This window comes from Olivibacter ginsenosidimutans, assembly GCF_039542865.1.
Lineage (GTDB): Bacteria > Bacteroidota > Bacteroidia > Sphingobacteriales > Sphingobacteriaceae > Olivibacter > Olivibacter ginsenosidimutans.
This window is the reverse complement of the sequence record NZ_BAABIQ010000034.1, coordinates 59,971-84,783: the sequence shown is the minus strand read 5'-3', so window position 1 is coordinate 84,783 and position 24,813 is coordinate 59,971. Positions and strand designations below refer to the sequence as shown.

21 protein-coding genes and 1 pseudogene are annotated in these 24,813 nt (G+C 39.5%); 18 read left to right on the top strand and 4 right to left on the bottom strand.

All coding sequences use genetic code 11. The features are described 5' to 3' along the window. The first annotated feature begins 27 nt into the window (after positions 1 to 27). From ABD930_RS11630 to ABD930_RS11605, 7 genes are all read left to right on the top strand, one after another. Complete coding sequence (locus ABD930_RS11630) at positions 28 to 1,383, top strand: efflux RND transporter periplasmic adaptor subunit (RefSeq protein ID WP_345231894.1); 1,356 nt, start codon at positions 28 to 30, stop codon at positions 1,381 to 1,383. Between the two features lie 23 nt (positions 1,384 to 1,406). Further along, complete coding sequence (locus ABD930_RS11625) at positions 1,407 to 1,922, top strand: YdeI/OmpD-associated family protein (protein WP_345231893.1); 516 nt, start codon at positions 1,407 to 1,409, stop codon at positions 1,920 to 1,922. 21 nt (positions 1,923 to 1,943) lie between these two features. Further along, on the top strand, positions 1,944 to 3,317 hold the full coding sequence (gene mnmE / locus ABD930_RS11620; protein ID WP_345231892.1) for a tRNA uridine-5-carboxymethylaminomethyl(34) synthesis GTPase MnmE: 1,374 nt from the start codon (positions 1,944 to 1,946) through the stop codon (positions 3,315 to 3,317). 160 nt (positions 3,318 to 3,477) lie between these two features. Further along, entirely contained in the window at positions 3,478 to 4,626 is a 1,149-nt protein-coding gene (locus ABD930_RS11615; RefSeq protein ID WP_345231891.1) for a tyrosine-type recombinase/integrase, read from the top strand. Next, a complete protein-coding gene (locus ABD930_RS11610; protein ID WP_345231890.1) occupies positions 4,619 to 5,464 on the top strand; it encodes a hypothetical protein in 846 nt (281 codons plus the stop codon). The genes ABD930_RS11615 and ABD930_RS11610 overlap by 8 nt, the downstream gene beginning before the upstream one ends. Positions 5,465 to 5,561: 97 nt before the next feature. Next, a complete protein-coding gene (locus tag ABD930_RS21870; RefSeq protein WP_187340223.1) occupies positions 5,562 to 5,843 on the top strand; it encodes a helix-turn-helix transcriptional regulator in 282 nt (93 codons plus the stop codon). Between the two features lie 36 nt (positions 5,844 to 5,879). Beyond that, a complete protein-coding gene (locus tag ABD930_RS11605) occupies positions 5,880 to 7,100 on the top strand; it encodes a primase-helicase family protein (RefSeq protein ID WP_187340222.1) in 1,221 nt (406 codons plus the stop codon). Between the two features lie 555 nt (positions 7,101 to 7,655). Here ABD930_RS11605 and ABD930_RS11600 read toward each other — a convergent pair. Continuing rightward, a complete protein-coding gene (locus tag ABD930_RS11600) occupies positions 7,656 to 7,997 on the bottom strand; it encodes a hypothetical protein (protein WP_345231889.1) in 342 nt (113 codons plus the stop codon). A 161-nt stretch (positions 7,998 to 8,158) separates the two neighbouring features. Further along, the gene (locus ABD930_RS11595; protein WP_345231888.1) at positions 8,159 to 8,413 is read right to left on the bottom strand and encodes a hypothetical protein; all 255 of its coding nucleotides are present in this window, start codon (positions 8,411 to 8,413) and stop codon (positions 8,159 to 8,161) included. 314 nt (positions 8,414 to 8,727) lie between these two features. Here ABD930_RS11595 and ABD930_RS11590 point away from each other — a divergent pair, with 314 nt between their 5' ends. The 9 genes and pseudogenes from ABD930_RS11590 to ABD930_RS11550 all read left to right on the top strand — a co-directional run bounded on the left by ABD930_RS11590 (position 8,728) and on the right by ABD930_RS11550 (position 21,677). Beyond that, positions 8,728 to 8,940, top strand: coding sequence for a helix-turn-helix domain-containing protein (locus tag ABD930_RS11590; RefSeq protein ID WP_345231887.1), 213 nt, complete (start codon positions 8,728 to 8,730; stop codon positions 8,938 to 8,940). After that, entirely contained in the window at positions 8,940 to 12,578 is a 3,639-nt protein-coding gene (locus tag ABD930_RS11585; protein ID WP_345231886.1) for a DUF7149 domain-containing protein, read from the top strand. The genes ABD930_RS11590 and ABD930_RS11585 overlap by 1 nt, the downstream gene beginning before the upstream one ends. Positions 12,579 to 12,750: 172 nt before the next feature. Beyond that, a complete protein-coding gene (locus ABD930_RS11580; protein ID WP_345231885.1) occupies positions 12,751 to 14,088 on the top strand; it encodes an SIR2 family protein in 1,338 nt (445 codons plus the stop codon). Further along, positions 14,085 to 16,172: an ATP-binding protein gene (locus tag ABD930_RS11575; protein WP_345231884.1), complete on the top strand. Its 2,088-nt coding sequence runs from the start codon at positions 14,085 to 14,087 to the stop codon at positions 16,170 to 16,172. Before ABD930_RS11580 ends, ABD930_RS11575 begins: the two co-directional genes overlap by 4 nt. After that, complete coding sequence (locus ABD930_RS11570; protein ID WP_345231883.1) at positions 16,165 to 17,433, top strand: DUF2130 domain-containing protein; 1,269 nt, start codon at positions 16,165 to 16,167, stop codon at positions 17,431 to 17,433. The genes ABD930_RS11575 and ABD930_RS11570 overlap by 8 nt, the downstream gene beginning before the upstream one ends. Positions 17,434 to 17,436: 3 nt before the next feature. Continuing rightward, complete coding sequence (locus ABD930_RS11565) at positions 17,437 to 18,804, top strand: Fic family protein (RefSeq protein ID WP_345231882.1); 1,368 nt, start codon at positions 17,437 to 17,439, stop codon at positions 18,802 to 18,804. A 21-nt stretch (positions 18,805 to 18,825) separates the two neighbouring features. Then, a pseudogene (locus ABD930_RS11560) lies at positions 18,826 to 19,554 on the top strand (outer membrane protein assembly factor BamB family protein); the annotation flags it as partial. Further along, on the top strand, positions 19,551 to 20,828 hold the full coding sequence (locus tag ABD930_RS11555) for a c-type cytochrome (RefSeq protein ID WP_345231880.1): 1,278 nt from the start codon (positions 19,551 to 19,553) through the stop codon (positions 20,826 to 20,828). The pseudogene ABD930_RS11560 and the gene ABD930_RS11555, both read left to right, overlap by 4 nt. A gap of 492 nt (positions 20,829 to 21,320) precedes the next feature. Beyond that, complete coding sequence (locus tag ABD930_RS11550; protein WP_345231879.1) at positions 21,321 to 21,677, top strand: chorismate mutase; 357 nt, start codon at positions 21,321 to 21,323, stop codon at positions 21,675 to 21,677. A 165-nt stretch (positions 21,678 to 21,842) separates the two neighbouring features. On the opposite strand, the gene ABD930_RS11545 is transcribed toward ABD930_RS11550, so the two are convergent. Further along, a complete protein-coding gene (locus ABD930_RS11545) occupies positions 21,843 to 22,220 on the bottom strand; it encodes a hypothetical protein (RefSeq protein ID WP_345231878.1) in 378 nt (125 codons plus the stop codon). A 112-nt stretch (positions 22,221 to 22,332) separates the two neighbouring features. Between ABD930_RS11545 and ABD930_RS11540 the strand changes: the two genes are divergently transcribed. Both ABD930_RS11540 and ABD930_RS11535 read left to right on the top strand, forming a co-directional pair. Next, positions 22,333 to 22,905, top strand: coding sequence for a 2'-5' RNA ligase family protein (locus tag ABD930_RS11540; protein WP_345231877.1), 573 nt, complete (start codon positions 22,333 to 22,335; stop codon positions 22,903 to 22,905). A gap of 41 nt (positions 22,906 to 22,946) precedes the next feature. Next, the gene (locus ABD930_RS11535) at positions 22,947 to 23,642 is read left to right on the top strand and encodes an SMUG2 DNA glycosylase family protein (RefSeq protein WP_345231876.1); all 696 of its coding nucleotides are present in this window, start codon (positions 22,947 to 22,949) and stop codon (positions 23,640 to 23,642) included. Between the two features lie 22 nt (positions 23,643 to 23,664). Here the strand turns inward: ABD930_RS11535 and ABD930_RS11530 are convergent, their stop codons facing one another. Next, entirely contained in the window at positions 23,665 to 24,246 is a 582-nt protein-coding gene (locus tag ABD930_RS11530; RefSeq protein ID WP_345231875.1) for a MiaE family protein, read from the bottom strand. Positions 24,247 to 24,813: the final 567 nt, after the last annotated feature.

Below are 24,813 nucleotides of genomic sequence, written 5' to 3'. Positions count from 1 at the left end.
AACATATACACATCATCTATATAAACCATGGCGAAGAAGAAAAGAAGTACGCTAAAATATGTGATCATTGGTGCCGTTATCCTGTTGATATTGGTCATTATTGCAGGGAAGATGGGATGGATAGGGGGACCTAAAGCCACACAAATTGCGACGGACAAAGTGGAAAAGAAAACAGTTCAGGAAACCGTTACGGCGAGTGGTAAAGTACAGCCTGAAAAAGAGGTGAAACTCAGTTCGGAAGTTTCTGGGGAAATCGTTGAACTTAATGTAATAGAAGGACAAGTGGTAGAAAAAGGACAAGTGCTTTGCCGGATTAAACCAGATATTCTGCAATCAGGATATGATCGTGCCGTGGCTTCACTAAACACCCAACGTGCTGCCTTAGCCTCTGCTGAACAACAGTTGAAACAGGCTCAGGCTTCGTTAACCATCATGGAAGCTACATTTAATCGTACTAAACAGCTTTATGACAAAAAAGTAATTTCTGCGTCGGAATTTGACAAGGCTAGAACCGATTATGAAGCAGCAAGGGCCAATGTAGAGGCTCAACGCCAAAATATGTTAGGGGCTAAATATGGCATAGACCAATCGCAAGCGGCCGTAAAAGAAGCGGGCGATAACTTGGCCCGGACAACAATCTATGCTCCAGTAAGTGGGGTGGTATCTATGCTGGAAGTGGAAGAAGGGGAACGTGTAGTGGGTACCGCACAAATGGCCGGTACGGAGATCATGCGCATAGCAAATCTTTCTTCAATGGAAGTAAATGTTGATGTTAATGAAAGTGACATCAACCGGGTATCATTGAATAACACGGCTGAAATCGAAATCGATGCGTTTCGGGATAGGAAATTTAAAGGCGTCGTAACGGAGATAGCAAGTTCTTCTTCTGCCAATGCGACTACTACGGAAACGGTAGCTTCCAATACCGATCAAGTGACCAACTTTACGGTAAAAGTTCGGATATTGCCCGAATCGTACAAAGATCTATTGAAACCGGATCAACCCAATCCTTCACCTTTCAGGCCTGGTTTATCGGCAACAGTAGATATCCATACTGAGAAAGACACCGGACTGGCTGTGCCGATACAAGCGGTGACTACCCGTGAAGATTTCACCAAAAAAGATACCGTCAGCACAAAAAATACCGCTAAAGAGGAGGAAACCAAAGCTAATGTGAAAGAATATGTCTTTGTATATGACGCAGCTACCAAAAAAGTGAAACAGGTGGAGGTGACTACTGGTATTCAAGATGATGCGTATATCCGTGTTCTCACGGGTTTGAAAGAAGGTGAAGAAGTCGTTACCAGACCCTTTAATGCCGTTAGCAAGACCTTGAAAGATGGTGATTTGGTAGAGAAGGTCGCTAAAGAAAAGGTGAATTAATCGCTCATGATGATTCAGTAGAGATGCTTACTTTTGAAGCGGAAATATTAAAATTTGGAAATAAGGGAGAAAAAAGCGGTTGGTCTTATATTGAAATTAACCAACATTTAGCGGAGCAACTCAAACCTGGTTTTCGTAAAAGCTTCCGTGTACAAGGAAGAATAGATCATCTACCCATACAAGGCCTATCCCTTACCCCAATGGGTGAGGGACATTTTATTTTGGCACTGAAGGCCGCGCTTCGGCGGGCTTTGAAAAAAGAAGAAGGAGACCTTGTGCAGGTCATGCTGGAAGAGGATGTGGGTTTTAAGATCAACTTACCTGAAGATTTGGAAATTTGTTTAAGTGAGGATCCAATTTGGCTGGAGCGTTTTTTAGCGTTTCCCAAATCCCACCAAAACTATTTTATCAATTGGATTAATCAAGCGAAAACAGAACCTACCCGCACGAAAAGGATTGCCCTAACCTTGGAAGCCATGGAAAAACAATTGGATTTTGGAGCGATGAGACGTATGGATAAGGCAAGACGAAATGCTTAATATTGTTGTATCTTTGCCTCTATGTCCATCTTAGCGCATACTGATACTATTGTAGCCTTGGCCACACCTACAGGTAGTGGTGCTATTGCCGTGATTCGGCTGTCTGGTCCCGAGGCATTGACCATTGTCAATGGGGTATTTAACGGGAAAGATTTAACGCAACAGGCAAGCCATACCATCCATTTTGGAACAATTAGAGATGAAGACAATAAAATTTTGGATGAAGTCTTGGTTTCTTTATTCATAGCACCACATTCATATACCAAGGAGAATGTCGTAGAAGTATCAACGCATGGTTCTAAATATATAGTGGAGAGCATCATCAAGCTGTTTTTGCGAAAAGGGGCACGCGCCGCTCGCGCTGGAGAGTTCACCTTACGTGCCTTTTTAAATGGTGGAATGGATCTTTCACAAGCGGAGGCCGTCGCTGACCTTATAGCATCAAACTCAGCCGCTTCACATCAAGTGGCTATGCAGCAAATGCGGGGCGGATTTTCGAATGAGTTAAAAGCTTTGCGGGAACAATTAATCCATTTTGCATCAATGATCGAATTGGAACTCGATTTCTCGGAAGAAGATGTAGAGTTTGCGAATCGCGATCAACTGAAAACATTGGTTTTACAGATCAATAAAGTGCTGCAAAAACTCATCCTTTCCTTTGAACAGGGGAATGTCTTAAAAAATGGCGTTCCAGTAGTCATCGCCGGAAAACCTAATGTTGGTAAATCAACCTTGTTGAATGCCCTATTAAATGAAGAACGGGCTATTGTTTCCGATATCGCAGGTACAACCCGTGATAGTATAGAAGACGAAATCATTATTGAAGGGATCACGTTCCGTTTTATTGACACGGCAGGTATCCGTGATACAGAAGATTTGATTGAAGCAGAGGGTGTGGCCCGTACAAGAGAAAAGATGAAGCAGGCTAGATTAATCATCTACTTGGTAGACCCTCAGCAAGATGATGTGGAAGAAGTGTCTATTCAGGTTGCCGATTTACTATTATTGCAGATTCCTTTTGTGCTGTTGGTCAACAAAAAAGATATACTCACTCCCGAAGCATTAAGCACTTATACTCCCCTAAATCCCGTATTTATTTCAGCGAAAAGTAAGGAGGGTGTTGAAGAGCTTAAGCAGGAACTACTAAACCAAATTAATTTACGCCATATTAATATCGACGATGTTATGGTGACCAATATTCGCCATGTGGAAGCTTTAGGTAAGACCCAGGCAGCTTTAGATAAAGTATTATACGGTATCGATAATCCTATTACGTCTGATTTTTTAGCCATTGATATTCGGCAAGCTTTACATCACCTTGGGTCGATTACCGGACAAGTGAGCTCAGACGACCTTTTAGAGAATATTTTTAGTCGCTTTTGCATCGGGAAATAAAAGTAGTTTCTGATAGTTTTTATTGTTTTCTTTTTGTTGACTATCAGTATTTTATGATTAATTTTTCTTTCTGTTTAATTCCTTTATTACTATATTAGTCACACCTTTTGTACATCTTTATTTTTAAAAGGTGTACAAATGTACATCTAGAGTTGTGATTATGCGGATAACCTTGAAAGAGAAAAAACTAAAGAACGGTACCATTAGCCTATACATTGAATATTACAAAGGCTCTAATACCGATAGCGATGGCAGGCGTGTTCACCTACGTGATTTTGAATATTTAAAGCTTTATCTGTCTGAGAATCCAAAAACTGCTGTCGAAAAGAAAGAAAATAGGGAAAACCTCAAACTTGCAGAAGATATTTTGGCTATTCGTAAAAGCGAATATTTGCAAGGAAAATACAATATTAAAAACAAAAGTAAAGCAAAGCGGCCATTTCTGGATTATTTTATTGAAAAGACAAATGAGAAAGCAGGTTCTGAAAAGAATTATGGCGTATGGACATCCGCTCTTCATCATTTAAAGATATGTATAAGCCCAAATTTACTTTTCGATGAAGTGAATGATGAATTTGTAAAGCGTATACGGCGGTATTTTGACAAGGAGGCAAAAACCAAAAGCGATCTACCCATTTCTGCTAATTCTAAATATTCCTATTTTAATAAATTTAAAGCCTGTTTGCGCAGCGCGTATGATGAAGGGTACACCGCAATAAACTTCGCTACAAAAGTTAAAGCCTTTGAAATATCAGAAACGCAAAGAGAATACCTGACCTTCGATGAACTTCAAAAACTGTCCGGCACACCGTGCAAATATTCGATCTTAAAAAATGCCTTCATATTTTCCTGTTTATCTGGTCTTCGTTGGTCGGATTGCAATACATTGATTTGGTCGGAAGTTAGAGACGAAGGTGAAAATCTTTACAGAGTTAATTTTAGGCAAGAGAAAACGGATGGTGTAGAGTATCTATATATATCCAAACAAGCGCGGGAATTACTCGGAGAACGGCGATCTCCTAGTGAGCGTGTCTTTCTAGGTCTCAAATACGGAGCTGTGTACAATAATGAGATTGTGCGTTGGTGTAATCGTGCAGGGGTACAAAAACATATTACTTTCCATTCTGCCCGTCATACCAATGCGGTGCTATTACTGGAAAACGGGGCGGATCTATATACTGTCCAAAAACGACTCGGTCATAAGGAAATTAAAACCACAGCCATTTATGCTAAAATTGTTGATCAAAAGATGCGGGAGTCGGCACACATTATTCCAGAGTTAATATTAAGCGGTACAAAAAATGACTAAATCAAATCTGTCATTAGTGAAAATACTTATATGCCTCATTGCTATTGGCCTATACACCTGTTTATTCATTAAATACGATTTTTCCATCTTTAAAAAAGTTACTACAATTGCAGCAGTATTGGGGCTGGCTGGTTATTCTTCCTATAAATTTTTCAGACGATATGCGATGATATACGCTGAATATATGGGAAACAAAAAGACAGTACTTTTTGATAAAAAAGTAGATAAACCGAGAATCTTTATTCATTCTGTTGCTTGGCCTTTGATTGTGCTTTTTATAGGTGTTTTTTATTATGCCAATGCGAGCGGCATTTTCTGGATGGATGTTTTATTATTTTATTCGTTTCAAGTAATAATTATCCTAACTTTCTCTCTACTAAACTTTACTTGGAGCACTTCTTTTGAAAACAGATATAAGCAGAAACCAGTTACCGAAAACAATCTTGGAAATGATCGTGAGTTTAAGACAGCATTGTCAGTGGTGGATCTGACAACAGTTTTTGACGGATTAACCAAATATGGTTTCATAAGCTATGAGGATCACGATGAGTTGATCAATGCGCGTAAAGAATTCATAGCTATTTTTCGCTCCGGCGTACCACCCAACCAGCCACGATTTAAACTGGAATTTAAAAATCCCGATACCGCCTATTTTCTTGAAAAACTACAACTAAATACAAGCAGCCTCACTTCTGTTAGATTTGTAAATATTTTTACAAATCTTAATGGCATTATTAAACCAGAATCTTTATCCTCTTCCTCAAGTCAGGCAAAGAAACGTAGTCACGGTTCTAGGAATATGTTAAAGCTCGATCTTATTTTTGAGCAAATAGATTAACATTTTAGAGAAATACGTTAAGTATGCTTATGTCCATCTTCGGTTTCTATTATCGGGTGCTTTCCTTTGCTGGAGTAAAAACAAAATAGGAAAGCAAATGGAAAATGAACTAATCTTACACAAGCTTAATCGCATAGAGAGATTTATATGCGGTCTCAAAGACATATTCAATGTCGAAGAACTATCCGAGTACACCGGCTTTAAAAAATCCTATATCTATAAGCTAGTGCATGAAGGCAAAATTCCCTATTCAAAACCTAATGGAAAGATACTTTTTTTTGACAGGAAGAAAATCGACCTATGGTTATTGCAAAATAATCATAAATCGGAAAGCGAAATTAGAATGGAGGCCTTTCAGCGTGTTGCTCGTAAGAAGTGAGCATAGCTGTTATTCTTTCACTTTAATTCTACACTTATGGCAACAGCACAGCATCGGTATCTACGTATCGGAACATCCTTCTACAAGAAAGTAAAGAAACCATTACTTTCCAAGGATGTATTGGAATCGCTGATCCCTTGGACTATAGAGGCGATAAAGCAAGATCATCCCAATGAATGGCGTATTCTTCTGAAGGAAATGCCCAAATATGATGGGTTTTGTACTATTCCGGAACATTTGGACTATCATCGTGATTATCAAGGTTTCTATAATCTTTATGAGCCGATAATACATGTTCCCAAAAAGAGTGAATGCGAGACAATATTGCAATTTATTGAACACATTTTTGGAGAACAATACGAATTGGGACTTGATTATTTGCAGCTTTTATATACCCATCCTAGGCAACGCTTACCGGTTCTGTGTTTGGTTAGCAGCGAAGGAAACACTGGAAAAACCACCTTCCTAAATTTATTGAAAGCAGTATTCGGCAATAATATGACGTTTAATACCAATGCGGATTTCCGAAGCAATTTCAATGCAGATTGGGTGTCTAAATTGATAATAGCGATAGATGAGGTGCTATTAGATCGACGAGAGGACAGTGAAAAAATTAAAAATTTAAGTACTGCAAAATCATACAAAGCAGAGGCGAAAGGTAAGGATCGTTTTGAAGTTGAGTTCTTTGGGAAAATTATTCTGTGTTCTAACAATGAGGATAATTTTATGGTAATTGGCGTTCACGAAACTCGGTATTGGGTACGAAAGGTCTGCCAATTCGAACAACTTGATCCCGATTTTCTCTGGAAGATTGAAAGCGAGATACCTGCTTTCCTGCATTATTTGTTGAGTCGCAATTTATCTACAAAGAATAATTCACGAATGTGGTTCACGCCAGAACAAATTGCTACGTCAGCTTTGCGTAAAGTTAAATCGCACTATGTGAATAAGGTTGAACTGGAGCTGTATGAGATCATTCGGGAGATTATGGAAGCTAAAGGGTTGAATGACTATTGCTTAACCAATACACACACCAAGCTATTATTGGAACGGTCGGGCATAAAAATAACAAGATCACAGGTACGTAATATATTGGAAGGTCAGTGGAAATTGAAGCAACATCCTAACGCGTCTACATTCAGCACATTTTTGTACGACCATAATGGGTTTTTATTGGAATTCGATGGTAAAGGAAGGTACTACCGAATTACGCAACACGATTTAGACCGTATTTATGAAGAAATGTTGACTTTTTAGTGTAAGTGACTGTTTAGTAGTGTTTTGTTAAGTCAACATTCAGTCAACAATTGGTCAACATTCAAATTAAAAGTTGACTATAGGTCAACAAACGATTTCAAATGTTGACAAGAAAGTTGATTAAAAGTTGACCTATTAAGTATCTTTAATACAATGATTTATAGCAAAAAGTCAACAAGTCAACAATTTTTGGGGGATTTAAGGCCGTTTTTTATAGGGGTGGCTATTTTTCCTTTTTGCTAGCAAAAGAAAAGACACAAGGTTTTAGCAATAGAGATGCATAAAGCTGCTGGTATGAATTGTTATGCTATAATGTATGTAATAATGTAAGCATGAATTTGCATAAATACATGAATATGCAATGATGTATTTGCGTGATTATGTAAATATGTGTTTATGGAAAAATTTTTTAGTCTATGCAAGTTGTGCTTTTGTACTGACAAACCGCTTCCAGCTGGCTTGCAGACAAAGCAAATGCCAGTCAAATCTACTTCATTTCATTGCGTTAATTTTTCTGGAATTTAAGAAAAGCTCGCAACTTGCTTTTCAAATGATTTATAAGCTGTCGAATACATTGCGATTTTTGAAGGTCGCATTTTTTAAGAAATCTTTGCATTCAAAAAAAGCTTGGAAATATTTTTCAGTATTTCCATCATCAAAATGAAGTAGGAAATCTAACGAGTTTCTCCTTAAATCTTCGATGGTATCAATATGATGCAATATGAGGAGCGATTTTGTAAAGTCGCTCATGGTTTTGATTGAGAGAATGTTCCTGTTGTTCAGTTGATTGATAAATTCCTTTTCAGCTGAGCTAATGCCATAACGGGCATTTTCTGTCGGCATATTTAGAATTTCTTCACCTAACTTGTATTCCGTCGCTTGTTTACTGTTAGCCATAGCTTTCTTTTAATCAAAATAAATCTAATGGATCTCAATCAATAAATCAACAAAATTAGGAGAAGGCGAAAACTTTGTACAGGCAAATAAATGCTGAGTAAAGGGAGGAAAGTATTAAATATGGGAAATCAGGGCAATAACTTAAAGCAGTGGCGTGGCGGTTATTTGGCAATGTATTCATTAGGGAATTTTTCACCCGCCCATAAAACCGGCTTACTAAGGGCAAGTTTCATCTTGTCAAGATAATCGGATATATCACTTAGTTCTTCAAAAACAACGGCAACTGCATTTTCAGTATACGAAACAGGGATGTCATTCTCATAGTATATTTCGTGGATGGCAAAATAGGCATCTTCACTGTTCGAATGGTGATGAGCCATGATGCGGCAGTTCCAATAGGAATTTTTGTTCTTCATATTTATGATTTTTAGCTTTTTAACGAAAAACACTGTTGGCGCTATATTGAAATAGCGATGACAAACGTACGAGTTTCGTTGAAATTTCGCATCAAAGGTGGTAAAGATGTCTCAAATAACAGCCGTTTTATAATACAATTTCTCGCTTCCGTTCCGGTTTTCCGTAAATGGAAATATGGATTCATGATTAGCTTTGGTGTCGCTCGTGTGCCATGCAGTTAAGGGTCTAGTGTAGGCCTATTATTTGTATCTCACAAAATGAGATGGTAACTGGATTTTGTGTATATTGTGAAGCAATTTCAATAAGCTGAACAATGAACCGAATCAAAGAGGTCTTGCAGGAAAAAGGCGTTACACAGTCTTGGCTGTCCGAGCACTTGGGTAAAAGCTATAATATGGTGAATGCCTATGTGCAAAATCGGCAACAGCCTAGGTTGGAGGTGCTGTTTGAGATTGCGAGGATTTTGGGGGTGGAGGCTAAAGATTTAATTGAAAATGTCAGTGTTGTTAATAAAAAGAGAATTTAATGCGGATTAATATATTGAAACCAAAGAAGGCTCTGAATAAAGCCTTTTTAAAAGTAAAGCCCCATCGTTCTGAGATAGAAAGTTTCAAGACCAATCTTATTACTTTACTAGAAAGGACTAATGACACCGAAAGCGAAGAGTTTCATAAAAATCTTGTTATTGACTTTTTAAAGAAAACTTATTACGATGCTAACCATTTCATCAATACCAAAGGTAGAAACGACCTTGTTATTCATAACGATCAAAATGCCAATTCAACAGTTGGTGTGATTCTCGAAGCGAAAAAGCCAACCAACAAAGTCGAAATGATTACAACCAAAAGACTGAACGTAAAGGCGTTTCAGGAATTGGTTTTATATTACCTAAGAGAGCGGATTATACACAAAAACCTCGAAGTAAAACATTTGGTGGCTACCAACATCAACGAATGGTTCATTTTTGATGCTACGCTATTCGACAGGCTTTTTGCTCAAAGCAAAAACCTTGTAAAGCAATTTAACGACTTTGAAAGTGGACGGCTGGCGGACACAAAAACCGATTTTTTCTACAGACAGATTGCCGAGCCTTTTATTGAAAGTATCACTTCCGAAATTGAATTTACCTACTTCAACATTCAGGACTTTAGAAAGCCTCTATACAATATTGATAAAGCGGATGATGGTTCACTGATTGCTTTATTCAAGTTGATGTCGCCGGAGCATCTTTTGAAACTGCCATTCACCAACGACAGCAACACACTTGACAAACGCTTTTACAGCGAATTGTTGCATATTATCGGTTTGACAGAAACAAAAGAAGGCAGCAAGAAACTGATTAAACGGCACAAAGAAGGCGAACGGCACACCGGCACCATACTGGAAGATGCCATTATCCAGCTTGATAGTTTAGATAAGCTCAGTCGATTGGATAAACCAAGTCAGTTCGGCAACACCCAACAGGAACGGCTTTTCAATGTCGCGCTTGAACTGTCCATCACTTGGATAAACCGGATTTTGTTTTTGAAGCTGTTGGAAGCCCAACTCATCAATTATCACAAAGGCGACAAATCGAATTCCTTTCTCAGCTACAGCAAAATCAAAAACTACGACGACCTGAATAGCTTGTTCTTTCAGGTGTTGGCACGCAGATACGATGAGCGAAACGAAGATGTAAAAAAGGCCTTTGAGAAGGTTCCTTATCTCAATTCGTCACTTTTTGAGCCGAGCGATCTGGAGCAGGTTACGTTGTTTATCAGCAACCTGAAAGACGATAAAACCATCCCGATAATTTCTTCCACTGTTCTCAAAGACCAGCAAGGCCGGAAGAGAACAGGGAAATTGACTACGCTCGAATACCTCTTTGCGTTTTTGGACGCCTATGATTTCAGCGGTGAAGGCTCCGAAGAAATTCAGGAAGACAACAAAACGCTCATCAATGCTTCGGTGCTGGGGCTGATTTTCGAGAAAATAAACGGTTATAAAGACGGCTCGTTTTTTACTCCTGGTTTCATCACCATGTATATGTGCCGTGAAACCATCCGCAAAGCCGTTGTGCAGAAGTTCAACGAAACCAAAAAATGGAACTGCAAAGACATTGAAGCACTTTACGACAAAATTGAAGACCGGAAAGAAGCCAACGAGGTTATAAACAGCATCAAGATTTGCGACCCTGCCGTTGGTTCAGGTCACTTTTTGGTTTCGGCACTCAATGAAATGATTTCCGTAAAGAACGACTTGAAGATTCTGCAAGACCGGGATGGCAGACGCCTGAAAGAATATCAGGTGGAAGTGGTGAATGACGAACTGATTATTACGGACGAAGAGGGCGAACTGTTTGAATACAATCCAACGAATAAAGAAAGCCAACGCATACAGGAAATGCTGTTCCACGAAAAGCAAACCATTATTGAAAATTGCCTTTTCGGTGTGGACATCAATCCTAATTCGGTGAAAATTTGCCGCTTGCGTTTGTGGATTGAGTTATTGAAAAACGCTTATTACAAAAATGCCACCGAGTTGGAAACGCTTCCGAACATTGACATCAATATCAAATGCGGCAACTCGCTGGTGAGCCGTTTTGCTATTGACGCCGACCTGAAGCAAGCCCTGAAAAAAAGTAAGTGGACAATTGACAGTTACCGTGTTGCTGTAGCCACATACCGCAATGCCGAAAGCAAGGAACAGAAAAGAGAAATGGAACGCTTGATCGCTGATATTAAATCCGATTTTAGGAGTGAGATTTCGTTAAATGATCCTAAAGCAAAGCGATTACGAAAATTATCAGGCGAATTGTTTCAAATGACTAATCAGACTCAGCTTTTTGCAATGTCCAAAAAGGAAAAGGCTGATTGGAACAAAAAAGTAACGAAGCTGACCAAAGAAACCAAAAAGTTAGAGGCTGAAATTGAAGAAATCAAAGCCAACAAGATTTTCGAAAATGCTTTTGAATGGCGCTTCGAGTTCCCCGAAGTGTTGAACAATGATGGCGATTTTGTAGGCTTTGATGTGGTGATTGGGAATCCGCCCTATGTGAATGCAATGGAGTTGAAAAAAAATCTGGAAGAAAACGAATACAATTTCTATAAGAAAAATTATTCCACTGCAAAAGGCTCTGTTGACTTATATATTTACTTTTTTGAACTTGGCCACACCATATTAAGAGAAAACAGCTTTCTAAATTACATTACACCCAATAGATTCTTGTCTGCCAGTTATGGTGTAGCCTTACGGGAGTTCTTATTAAATAAAACAAGCCTTTTGAATATAGGGGACTATTCAAGCGTAAAAGTTTTTAAAGAAGCATCAACATATCCTATTACCACACTTTTTAAGAAGACCCCAAACAATCATAAATTAACGTCATTTACGTTTAAAGACGAATATCAACCTTTTAGATATAGAAGTTATAGAACAGAAGATTTGTTTTCTCTTAACGATTACATTCTTGGCTTTGTATTAAGTGAAAAATATGAAATTGTCAGTAAAATAATTTCTCAATCCGTTCCACTTAACAGATGTGGAACAATCAATGCTACTTCGACAGCAAAAGAAGCTGATGAATTTAATGCTCACATAAATGAAAGTGGTGGTTTTAAACTCGTAAACACTGGAACAATTGACAAATACTCCACGACTTGGGGTGTTGCATATCTCGTAGATAAGAGGAAAAAGTATTTAACACCCTACTTACCTAAATCAGAAATAGTATTAGGAAGGAATCGTTTGGACTTGTATTCAAAACCCAAAATAATTTTTGCAAAAATTGCAATTACGCCAGAAGCATTTTATGATGAGAATGGAGAGTATGCATCTGTAAATACAAACTGTATTCACACATTCTCCGATGAGTATTTTCCTGAATATATTTTGGGTTGGGTGAACTCAAAACTTTTCCAATATTTATTCGAATGTTTTTTTGATGGGTTAAAAATGTCAGGAGGTTATCTTTTGTACTCCGCACCAAATCTGTTAAATGCGTACATAAAGCCAGCAACAAGAAAAGAGCAAGATGAAATTGTTGTAATAGTTAGAAAAATCATCAAAGCAACAAAGGAAGATAAATCAGAGGATATATATGAACTTGAAAACCGAATAAATCAGTTATTTTATAAGCTCTACGGACTGACCGATGATGAAATAAAAATTATTGATAACGCATAATGATAAAAGCTTTGATAATTTTAGGTGTTCTGGCTGTTTTTATTATAGGCGGGTCAAAAACAGAAGAGTTATAAAAAAAGTACAACAAAAAGGAACCAAGACGGAATAAAATAAGCAATGTCTTTGGAAATGAAACGACAAGAAATGGGGGGCAACATAAATTTAAAGAAATATGGAATTTTTCGGTATAGATTGGAGTGAAAAGCACATTCTGAAAACAAACACTACGCTCGTTTGCACTTCTGAAATTGAAAAAATCAATGCGGAAGAATTGAAAAAAGAGGTTGAACCTTGGCTTTCAGCCATATTTCAAAGTGAACATTTATCATTACTCATAGGAACAGGTTTAACAAGTGCAGTTTCTTTTACCGCAGGCGTAGTACCGCAAGAAATGTCACGTCTTGCACTTGACAATGGTCTTAGTGAAAAGATTAAGTCCAAAGCTGATGAAACAGCTGTAAAAATGAATCGTGGCGAAGCGAATATCGAAGATGATATTCGTATCGCGTTGGAACTAATTAACGGTTTAAAAATTCTCGATGATGAACGGTACACTGATTTAGAATCAGAACTGGATACAAAACTCCTTGCTTTCATAAAAGCAATTCTTAAAACAGAGCGAGATTTTGTCAACAAACTGAAAGCTGATGATCAAAAAGGCATTTTAGCTTTTAATCTACTAAAAAGCTTCATTCTAAGTTTTACAAGTAGAGCGGCCTCGAGGGAACGCCTTAACTTGTTCACAACCAACTACGATAGATTTATTGAATTGGCTTGTGATGAAACAGGAGTGTTACTATTAGACAGGTTTAAAGGGAAAATTCAACCGATATTCCGGAACACACGACTTGAATTGGATTATCATTACAATCCGCCAGGCATCCGAGGCGAACCTCGATATGTTGAAGGTGTTGCAAGAATTACGAAACTGCACGGGTCAATTGATTGGAAATTTACGGGAGACAAAATTATCAAGTCGCTATTGCCTTTTGGTGCAGCAGACACCCATCCTGAAATTCCTCAAAATGTCACAGAGCAGGTAGTAATTTATCCCAATTCCTCAAAAGATATTGAAACGGCATTTTACCCGTATGCAGAATTATTCCGTGATTTTTCATCCGCCATTTGCCAACCCAATTCGGTAATCATTACATACGGATACGGGTTTGGTGATAGTCATATCAACAGAGTAATTGAAGACATGCTTACAATTCCATCCACCCACTTGGTTGTGATAGCTTGGGATAGGAATTACGCTAATGAAGGAGAACCTGTAAATTTTGGTTCATCGAGAGAACGCATAATAAAATTTTTAGAAAACAAAAATTCTGCACAATGCACTTTGTTAATGGGCGAACATTTTGCAGACCTTAAAAACCTTGTTGAATTTTATTTGCCGAAATCTGCAATTGACCGATTGACAGTTAAAATGCAAAAACTGAAAGACAATAGAGGCGACCGAAATAAGGGTGAGGGTAATTCAGCAAACGATAATAAAGGTGAGGAATGAGCAATATCAACCAATACGATTATGACCATTTAAGAAACCTGACAATCGGAACGGTTGATTATGTTTCACCAAATGAAATAAAAGTGATGCTTGACATGTCAGCACCACAAAACACTGCTTTGAATACAGGCACACCTTCCCTTTTTCCAAGAATTAACGGATTTGTATTAATTCCGAATGAAGTTGGTGCATTAGTTGGTTTAATCAGTTGGATTGGAGTTGAACACAGCCAATACCCCAAACGAAAGGGCTACAAAGATTTTGATTTAATTGATTTGCCTTTCCCTTTACGGAAAATGTCCATAACGCCAATGGGAACATTAAAGCAGGAAGGCAAAATTGAAGATAAAACCTACAAATTAGAAAGAGGCGTTTACAGTTTCCCATCTATTGGCGATACTGTTATTCTTCCAACTGACATTCAGTTAAAATCAATAGTTGAAAACAAAGAAAAAAATTCAGTTGTAAAAATTGGCATTGCTCCCATTGCAGGAAATGCAGAAGTTAAAATCAATCCCGATAAACTTTTTGGCAGACACGTAGCAATACTTGGTAATACTGGAAGTGGAAAATCTTGCAGCGTTGCAGGTGTAATCAGATGGTCGCTTGAAGAAGCGTCTAAAAGCTTACCCGAAGGACAAAAGTTAAATAATCGCTTTATCATTCTTGATCCGAATGGAGAATATACAAATGCCTTTAATGACCTGAACTCCGATATTAAAAAATTCAAAGTTGAATTAACAGAAGCGGAAAAGGCTAATTTCAAGGAACTTAAAATCCCTGCTTGGTTGTGGAACAGCTATGAATGGAGTTCATTTTCCAATGCAAGCGGAAGGACTCAACGACCATTACTCAAACAAGCTTTAAGAGAACTCAAATCAAATTCCATTGATAAAACATCTGTGGTAATTGGCAGAGCAAAAAGGTATTTACTTACAAGTATGTTTTCCATTCAAACAGACCTAAACAATGGGCCATCAGCATACTCTGGTAAGCCGGGGAAAAATGAGTTTGGAAACAAACTTCAATCATTTATAGAGGGAATAAACTTCTATTCCCACCAGTTGGAAGAGCCTTATAAATCTGCATTATCAACTGCGTCTGCAAGTCTTGAAGCAATCCGCGTTGGTAAGTTTGGAGGTGTATACAACGACAATCCTTGGTATCACGATTTCTTAGTGGGCGAAGTTGAACAAATTTTAAACACTTATTCTGACCTTCTTAAAACGTACTTTCCTGAAACAATCGTGAATAGCAATGAAGATAATCCTATTCCTTTTGATGTTGAAGAAGTGCCAAACTATATTGACAGTTTAGCAGAGAAAGAAGGAAAACTGCAGTTTGTCGACTTTCTTACTATGCGTATTCGGACGATGTTTGCTGATAGCAGAATGAACACCATTATAAAAAAAGATGATGAAGTAACATTAGAAAATTGGTTAAGCAATACTGTAAATGGCATTTCAATAATTGATTTATCGCTTGTTCCATCCGATATTACTCACTTGATTGTTACAGTAATTTCGAGAGTGGTGTTTGAATCTTTACAACGATATAGGAAATCAAATAATAAGCTTCTACCTACTGTCATTGTTATGGAAGAAGCTCATAATTTCATTAAGCGATACAATGATAGTGGTGATGAAATTTCAGCGTCACAACTCTGCACGGAATCATTTGAAAAAATTGCAAGAGAAGGGCGGAAATTTGGTTTAAGTCTGACACTTTCCTCACAAAGACCTTCAGAACTATCTCCGACAGTTCTTTCTCAATGTAATACGTTTTTACTTCATAGAATTGTAAACGACCGTGACCAAGAATTGGTTAAACGACTTGTTCCTGACAATATAGGCGGACTTTTACAGGAACTTCCAATTCTTCCGACAAGAAAAGCGATTTTATTGGGCTGGGCATCACCACTTCCAATACTTGTTGAAATGAATGAACTCAAACCTGAACACAGGCCTAAATCAGATGACCCTGACTTCTGGGATGTTTGGACAAGAAAATCAGAACGAGAAGTAAATTGGAAAGACCTTGCTGACGACTGGCAAAGTTTAAATAACGAAGAAGGAAATGAATAATACCACCCAAATAAAATGCCCTAATTGCGGCACTTCCATCGACGTGCAAGACATCCTTGCTCACCAATTGGAAGCGAAGATTAAACACCAATACCAGGCACAATTGGCTGAAGAACGCCAACGATATGAGCAGGAACAAGCCAAACTGCAACAGGAGCGCGAGGCTTTTGAACAAAAGAAGAAACAGGAAAACGAGCTGTTCCAGCAACGGCTGGATGCCAAGTTGCGGGAGGAGAGTAAAGCCATTGAAGACCGGTTGAAAACCAAATTGGAGGAAGAGCAATCCGATCAATTCAAAGCCCTGCAACGGGAGCTCAATGATAAATCGGAACAAATCAAAGAGCTAAACCGTGCCAAGGCCGACATTGAACGCCTTAAACGCGAGAAGGATGAACTGAAAGAGGCCGTCGAGCTTGATCTGCAACGGCGGATGAATGAACAACTGCAAACAGAACGCGAGCGCATCAAAAAGTTGGAAGAGGAAAAAAATGAGCTGAAACTGCGTGAGCTCCAGAAGCAACTGGATGACCAAAAGAAGCTCACCGAAGAAATGAAACGTAAGCAAGAGCAGGGCTCCATGCAGTTGCAGGGGGAGGTGCAGGAACTTGCCATAGAAGAGTGGTTGGCCATGCAATTCCCGTTGGATAGCGTAGAGGAAGTCAAGAAAGGAGCACGTGGTGGCGACTGTATACAGGTGGTCAATACCCATAATCGTGTGAATTGCGGGCGTATTTACTACGAGAGTAAACGTACCAAGGATTTCCAGCCAAGCTGGATAGAGAAATTCAAAGCCGACATGCGGGAAAAAGGTGCGGATGTGGGTGTGCTGGTTACCGACGCAATGCCTGCCGGGTTTGAGCGCATGGGCATCAAGGACGGGGTGTGGATCTGTACGTATGAAGAGTTCAAGGGATTGTGCGCCGTACTTAGAGAGACGGTCATACAGATTGGATTAGCTGTTGCCTCTCAGGAGAATAAAGGCGATAAGATGCACATGCTCTATGATTTTCTCACAAGTAATACGTTCCGTATGCAGGTAGAGGCAATTGTAGAGGGATTTTCGTGTATGAAAAATGACCTCGAAAAAGAAAAGCGAGCGATGCAAAGGATTTGGAAGGAGCGTGAAAAGCAGATTGACAAAGTAATCACAAACACCATCGACATGTACGGTTCGATTAGGGGTATTGCTGGAAATGCGATACAACCTGTAGAAGCGTTGGAGTTGCCTGGAGGTGATTTGACGGATGAAGAGGAGTTATAGAAAATGATATTGACTATGCCCGAAACCAATCGCATAGAATACAAACGCGAACTCCATACCGATGTGGATATTGAAAAGGAGGTGATTGCGTTTTTGAATTACTACGAAGGCGGCGTTATCTATATCGGCATCGACAAAACCGGCGATGTCGTGGGTGTCGCGGATGCGGACGGTGACGCACTCAAAATCAAAGACCGTATCAAAAACAATATTTCGCCATCGGCCATGGGATTGTTTGATGTGGTGGTGGAGGAGCGCGAGGGCAAGGACATTGTCAAAATCACCGTAGCCAGCGGCAGCGAAAAGCCCTACTTCAAAAAGAAATACGGGATGACCGAAAAGGGCTGTTTCATCCGTATCGGTACAGCAGTGGAGCCAATGCCGCAGGGTATGATTGATAAACTGTTCTCCACCCGTACCCGTAATTCCATCGGCAAAATCCGGTCGAATAGGCAGGATTTGACCTTTGAGCAGCTTCGTATTTATTACGAGGAAAAGCGTAAGCCACTCAATAGCCAGTTCAAGAAAAGTTTGGAATTGCTTACGGAGGATGGTGCGCTCAATTATGCGGCCTACCTGTTGGCCGATGAAAACGGTGTTTCCATTAAAGTGGCGAAATATCGCGGTACGAACCGGGTAGACCTCATCGAAAACAACGAATACGGCTATTGCTCGCTCATAAAGGCAACGAAAAGCGTATTAGATAAAATCGAATTGGAAAACCGGACGGCAACCCAAATTACGTCCAAAGAGCGGATAGACCGGAGGCTTTGGAATCCGGTGGCCATCCGCGAGGCCGTGATAAATTCGATAGTGCATAACGACTTTACCAGAGAGGTGCCACCCAAGTTTGAGATTTTTGCCGATCGTATCGAAATCACATCGGCAGGCACATTGCCAGAGGGATTGAGCGAGGAGGATTTCTTTGATGGGGTCTCCATCCCAAGGAATCGGGAGTTGATGCGCGTGTACCGGGATTTGGAATTGGTGGAGCAGCTTGGTTCGGGAGTGCCAAGGATTTTGGAGAGTTATGGAAAAGAGTGCTTCCGGTTTATGGGTAACTTTATCCGAATGACGTTTCCGGCTTCGGAAGTGGTCACCGAACAAGTCACCGAACAAGTCACCGAACAAGTCACCGAACAAGTGTTGAATTTATTGGCAGTGGCAGACCAAACCGGACGTACAAGCGCGGAATTGATGGCACTGGTCGGCATAAAGCATCGTCCTACATTTTTATACAATTACTTACAACCAGCGGTTGATAAGGGATTGCTGGAAATGACCATACCCGATAAACCCAAAAGCAGCAAACAACGTTATATATTGACCGCATTAGGAAAGCGGATGATAGACGAGATTAATAAGGATTAAAATGGCACAGACCGAAACCATTATTCCGCACTTGATCAGGTAAATATCGCCAATGTGAAGAACCTGCACGTGGCATGGGAATATCATTCAGGCGATTCTGGGCAGGTTCAATGCAATCCCATTATGGTGGATACAGTTTTATATGGCATAACGGCTTCCAATTATGTTTTTGCTCTAAACGCTGTAACCGGCAAAGAGCTTTGGAAAAATAAATCGAGTGAGGGATTTTCGGGTAATGTCAATCGTGGAGTTGTTTATTGGGAAGATGGAAACGATAAACGGATCATTTTTGCCTATGGTGAATGGTTAACCGCATTGGATGCCCGTACAGGAAAAGTTATCCATACATTTGGGCACAACGGTAGGGTAAGCCTGAAACTGGGTTTAGGTAAAGCTGCTGAAGGAAAATATGTCGGATCGACTACCCCCGGAACGGTGTTTGAAGATATCATGATCATGCCGATAAGGGTGGGAGAAGGGGAAGGTGCTGCTCCAGGTTATATACAGGCTTTTCATATAAAAACAGGAAAATTGGCATGGGTATTTCATACAATTCCACAACCTGGAGAACCGGGATATGAAACTTGGCCGGCAGACGCCTATAAGAATGATGCTATTGGTGGCGCAAATAATTGGGCGGGAATGGCTATTGACCGGAAACGGGGAATAGTATTTGTCCCTACCGGTTCTATGCCTTTGATTTTTACGGAGCAGAACGTCACGGAAAGAACGAATATGCAAACAGTTTGATTGCATTGGATGCGCACACAGGTCAGCATATTTGGCATTATCAGACGGTTCATCACGATATTTGGGATCGTGATCTACCTGCTCCTCCAAACTTAATCCGGGTAAAAAGAAATGGTCAAGAAATTGATGCGGTAGCACAAATCACGAAAACGGGTTTTGTATTTGTATTTGAACGGGAAACCGAGAAACCCTTGTTTGATATCGAAGAAAAAGCTTTTCCATCATCAACTGTACCTGGGGAAGAGGCTTGGCGCACCCAACCCATACCTGCTGCCCCTAAACCTTTTGCAAGGCAGGAGATAACGGAAGACGAAATTAGTCCCCTAGCGCGCAATCGAACAGAGCTTTTGGCGGTATACCGCAGTGCGAACAAGGGAATGTTCCATCCTTTGGAAGTGGATAAGCAAACCCTACTATTGCCTGGGGCTGATGGCGGTGCAGAGTGGGGCGGTGCTGCGGTAGATCCTGACTGTATGATGTATGTAAATGCGAATGAAATGGCGTGGTTGTTCAGCTTAGTAAAAATGACAGGAAGTCAGGGTAGTGAATATAGTCAAGGTCATGTCTTGTATAACAATTACTGTGTAACCTGCCATGGGCCTGAACGAAAAGGCAATCCGGCTAGTGGTTACCCTGCATTAATCGATGTAAAGCAGCAAATGAAACGGGATGAGCTATCGAAGCTGATCACCAATGGGAAGGGGATGATGCCTGGATTTGGTCAGCTTGGAGCAACAGAAAAGCAGGCTATTATAGATTTTTTGTTTGGGGAGGAGAAAACTGAAGCTCCAAACGTTGCTAGAGGGATTGATCTGGCCGAGAAAGATGCTAAGACAACATCGCCTTACCGATTTAATGGCTACAATAAGTTTTTGGATGATAGGGGATATCCTGCGATCTCTCCGCCTTGGGGAACATTAACGGCAATCGATCTGAATACTGGCAATCATTTATGGCAAAGGCCATTAGGGACTTTCAAAGAGCTTAAAGCCGAAGGCTATGCGGAAACCGGTACAGAGAATTATGGTGGCCCGATCGTTACAGCAGGTGGATTACTTTTTATCGCAGCGACAAAAGATGGCATGTTTCGGGCTTATAACAAGAAGACTGGCGAGCTGTTATGGGAATACTCGCTTCCGGCAGCTGGTTTTGCAACACCAAGTACGTATAAACTGAATGGAAAGCAATATATCGTGATAGCCTGTGGAGGTACTAAATTAGGGACTCCTAAGGGCGACAGCTATATTGCATTTGCATTGCGTGATGGTAAATAGTGGGCCCCTTTACAAAGACAGAATATATTTCCATTTATAATGCTGTTTTGAATAGGCATAGCGTGATCTGAAATGGAATACACCCAATCAGTGTAATATTTACGATGAGATTGTCGTTAAATATACCATGATCATATAACAAGTAATGAACAGCAATTCATTGGTCTGCTAAGAGTTGGATAGAAATGAACATTGTCCATGGGGGGACACAATAAAGGGATCGAAATGCTTTATTCATCCAAGCGAATGAAGCACCTTATCCGTCGTATCGAGTGGAATCGAATCGTCATACCGAGTGTAGCCGAGGGATTTCGTCCATGAATAGATTTAAATCGTTGAGCCTTTGGATTCGCCACCACAGTCGAAATGACGCTTCCAATATGTTCGAAGTGACATATTTATGCCCTTTTGGATGATTTATTCAATAGCTATTAAAAGTAAAAAATAACGAAAAAGAAAATGATTAAACAAACGACATTTAAAAGGAACACCATGCGTAAAATCATCATCACTGCTGGGATATGTTTTATAGGCTGCGTAGCAGCAAAAGCTCAGGGTAATACGGTTCCTGTACAAGATACGATGACAGTATATAGGAAAAAGATAGATGAGTTGGATAAAGAAATCATCCACTTATTAGGTGAACGTATGCAAGCAGCAAAGGCTATTGGTGCATATAAAATGACGCATAAAGTAGCTGTAGTACAGCCCGATCGCTTTAATAAGGTGTTGCAGCAAGCCATTACCGAAGGGAAAAAGGAAGGGCTATCGGAGACTTTTGTGAAGCGATTGTATGAAGATGTCCATGCAGAAAGTGTCCGTCAAGAGGAAGAACTGAAACAACACTAAGCATATACAACTGATGTCTTAGGTTGTTCATGTATGATTAAATACATTACAATGACCTTTAATCAGGACATACAACTCTTTTCATAGCAAAAGAGGCCAACTTCATAGTTAACTAAACATAGAAGCTGGCCCCTTAGGGATGATTTTTAGAGATGATAATAATGGTTATCGACTACAATCGGCCGTCCATGTACCTTTATCATTCGATACCAACATCTTTAATGAATTGGCAGTAACGGTGATTCCTGTTAAACCTTCTCCAATGCTTATATAGGTGTTATCGTCTTGTTTTTGGAATTTTACACCGGTAATGTTAGGAATACCGCTACCAAAATCAAAAGAGTAGGAGTCATCAACTTTCACCACTGTTACACGCCCGTCATCATCAGTTATGGTTTTTTCTCCATCATTGAAAGTGATCGTTCCATTATACGTTCCCACAAAAAAATCATTGTCTGCTGGGTCGTCATCTTTACTACAGCCAAGCGCAAACACCATGGTTGCTAGTATAATTGTTCCTAATAATTTAATTTTGTTCTTCATATATTTTTGTTTTTTCTTATAAGTATGTCAAGCACCATGCCAAATTAGATGAATTGTGCGTCTCATGATATAATGTTAAATTCGTTTATCTAATTACATAGATGAAATAGGGATGCATAAATATTCGCTGGCTATACAGCCCCATGATGTTCTTCTTTTTCGCGTAGCTGAAATGAAAAAACAATTGAGGCAAGCAATCGGTGCACACTATGGAAGTGCAAACGCGTTAGCGCACATTAGTTTGTTTGAATGGAAAATAGTAGACGATAAGTATACGGCTGTAGTATCTGGTTTGAGGCAACTTATTGCCGGACTATCTCCTTTTACCATTGTCTTTGACGGATTTGACTATTTTGAACACATGACACATTTTACTTTTTATATGAAATTGCATCCTGAGTCGAGCCAAACGATCATCGAATACAGTCAATATATCAGGCAATTATCTACAGCTACCTTACATAGTAGGTTCTATTCGCCTCACTTATCCATTGGTAGAAGATTAACAAAAGAAGGCTTGGTACTGGCTCAAGAATTATTTACTGAATGTAAAGCAAGCGATTTTTGTGAGGCATTTGTTGTACGTAAATTTAATGCCCAAAGAGGGCAATATGACATTATCGAGAAACTGCCGTTATTGGCAGAAGGGCTTTATGTAAACAGGCAGTCAAGGCTTTTTCATTAGGACAAATTTTTATGAGATAAAATATGCTTATTGATAAGACAATGGAGAAAAACTTATCTTTTGGTGAACAGGTTATTGCATATAATAAACAGCTGCACTATAAAAGCGAACTTCCAGAAAGTTTCGCAGTTATTAATCCTTTTCAGCAGCAAGAAGAAACGCTCATGGTTATGGAACGCTTTTACCGAAAATTTTATGCGGATCACTGTCACCGAAAATTCATTATTGGCATCAAGCCGAACCGCCACGGTGCGGGTGTTACCGGCGTTCCATTTACGGATACCAAACGGTTAAAAGAGGTTTGTGGCATTGAAATGAAAACGGCTTATTCGCATGAGGTTTCATCGGTCTTTATATACGAGCTTATAGCACAATATGGAGGAGCTGCGTCTTTCTTTAGCGATTTTTATATCAATTCTCCTTTCCCTCTGGCTATTATTAGGCGAAATGAACGTGATAAATGGGTTAATGCGAATTACTACGATAACAAAGCACTTTTTAACTGCGTTAAATCATTTATGGTAACAACATTAAAAAAACAGTTGACGATGGAGATAATAAGTGATCGTGTCTATGTACTGGGGAAGAAGAATGCCGATTTTATAAAACAGATAAATAAAGAGGAAAAACTATTTGGCGAAATAGTAGTCTTGGAACATCCGCGGTTTATCATGCAATATAAATCAAAACAAAAAGATGCCTTTATTACAAAATATTTGGAAGCATTTTCGAGTTAAACCATGTCACTTGTCGTTACGATCAACCATGAATTTGCTCTTTTGTACCGTAGGATTGGATTAATTCATTTTCAAATGCCAACCATTCTCTCCAACGTTTTTCTACATCAACATCGATGGTGTATTTGCGTGCAAAGTTTAAAAAGGTAGTGTAGTGATTCGCTTCTGATACCATCAAGTCGTAATAGAATTTGGCTAATTCCTTATCCCGAATATGTTGAGATAGTACCCGAAAACGCTCACAACTGCGTGCTTCTATCATAGCGGCAAATAATAAACGATCAATAAAAGCCGTATTCCGGCTTCCATCTTTTTTGCTGAACTTCATAAGCTGATTAACATAATCGTCTTTTCGCTCCCTTCCCAGCGTATAACCACGCTGCTTAATGATATCAATCACTAGCTGAAAATGCTGCATTTCTTCAATGGCTATGGCCGTTAATTCATGCACCAGATCAGTATGTTCTGGATTATTGGTAATCAGGGATATAGCGTTTGAAGCGGCCTTTTGCTCACACCAAGCGTGGTCGGTAAGAATTTCTTCCAAATTATCTTCTGCAATATTTGCCCAACGAGGGTCAGTCAATAACGTTAATCCAAGCATAAGCGCAATTTTTCACGAGATGGTTAGCAAATTTACTTTAATCTGCACACATAATGAAACCTATCGTTTTACCTTTCCAACTTTTTTCATCGTAAAATGGCTTATGAAGAGCTGAAAATGACTTCCAATGCATTTGAATTGGGTTCCAAGTGGGAGACAGCGTAACCTGCTAGCGGTTTGTAGAAGGAAAAGCCCAAAGAACACCAATAATGGTAAATCTGGACGAGTACCTATAGGGTTAACTCTTGTTTGTTGCTAGGGTGATTAGGTATTTATTAAGTAGGTATAAAACAGGATCATGTGGGTATAAAGTACCTTTATGATTTACCTTAATCCGATTAATACCTGCTTTAAATATATCTCATAGGTTTTGAAATACCGGTGCTATATACTAACGTATCAGATGTTCATTTGCCAGCATCAGCACCTCTGGGTGGAAGTTACAGCATGTACTATTAAGCATTAAAGCAGCTAAGAACTGTGCTGAGCTGCCATTGAAATATCTTCTTGTCAAAAGAGTGTAAGGCTGTTCGTTTTTATCAAGCACAAGTCATAAGCCTTAAGTTA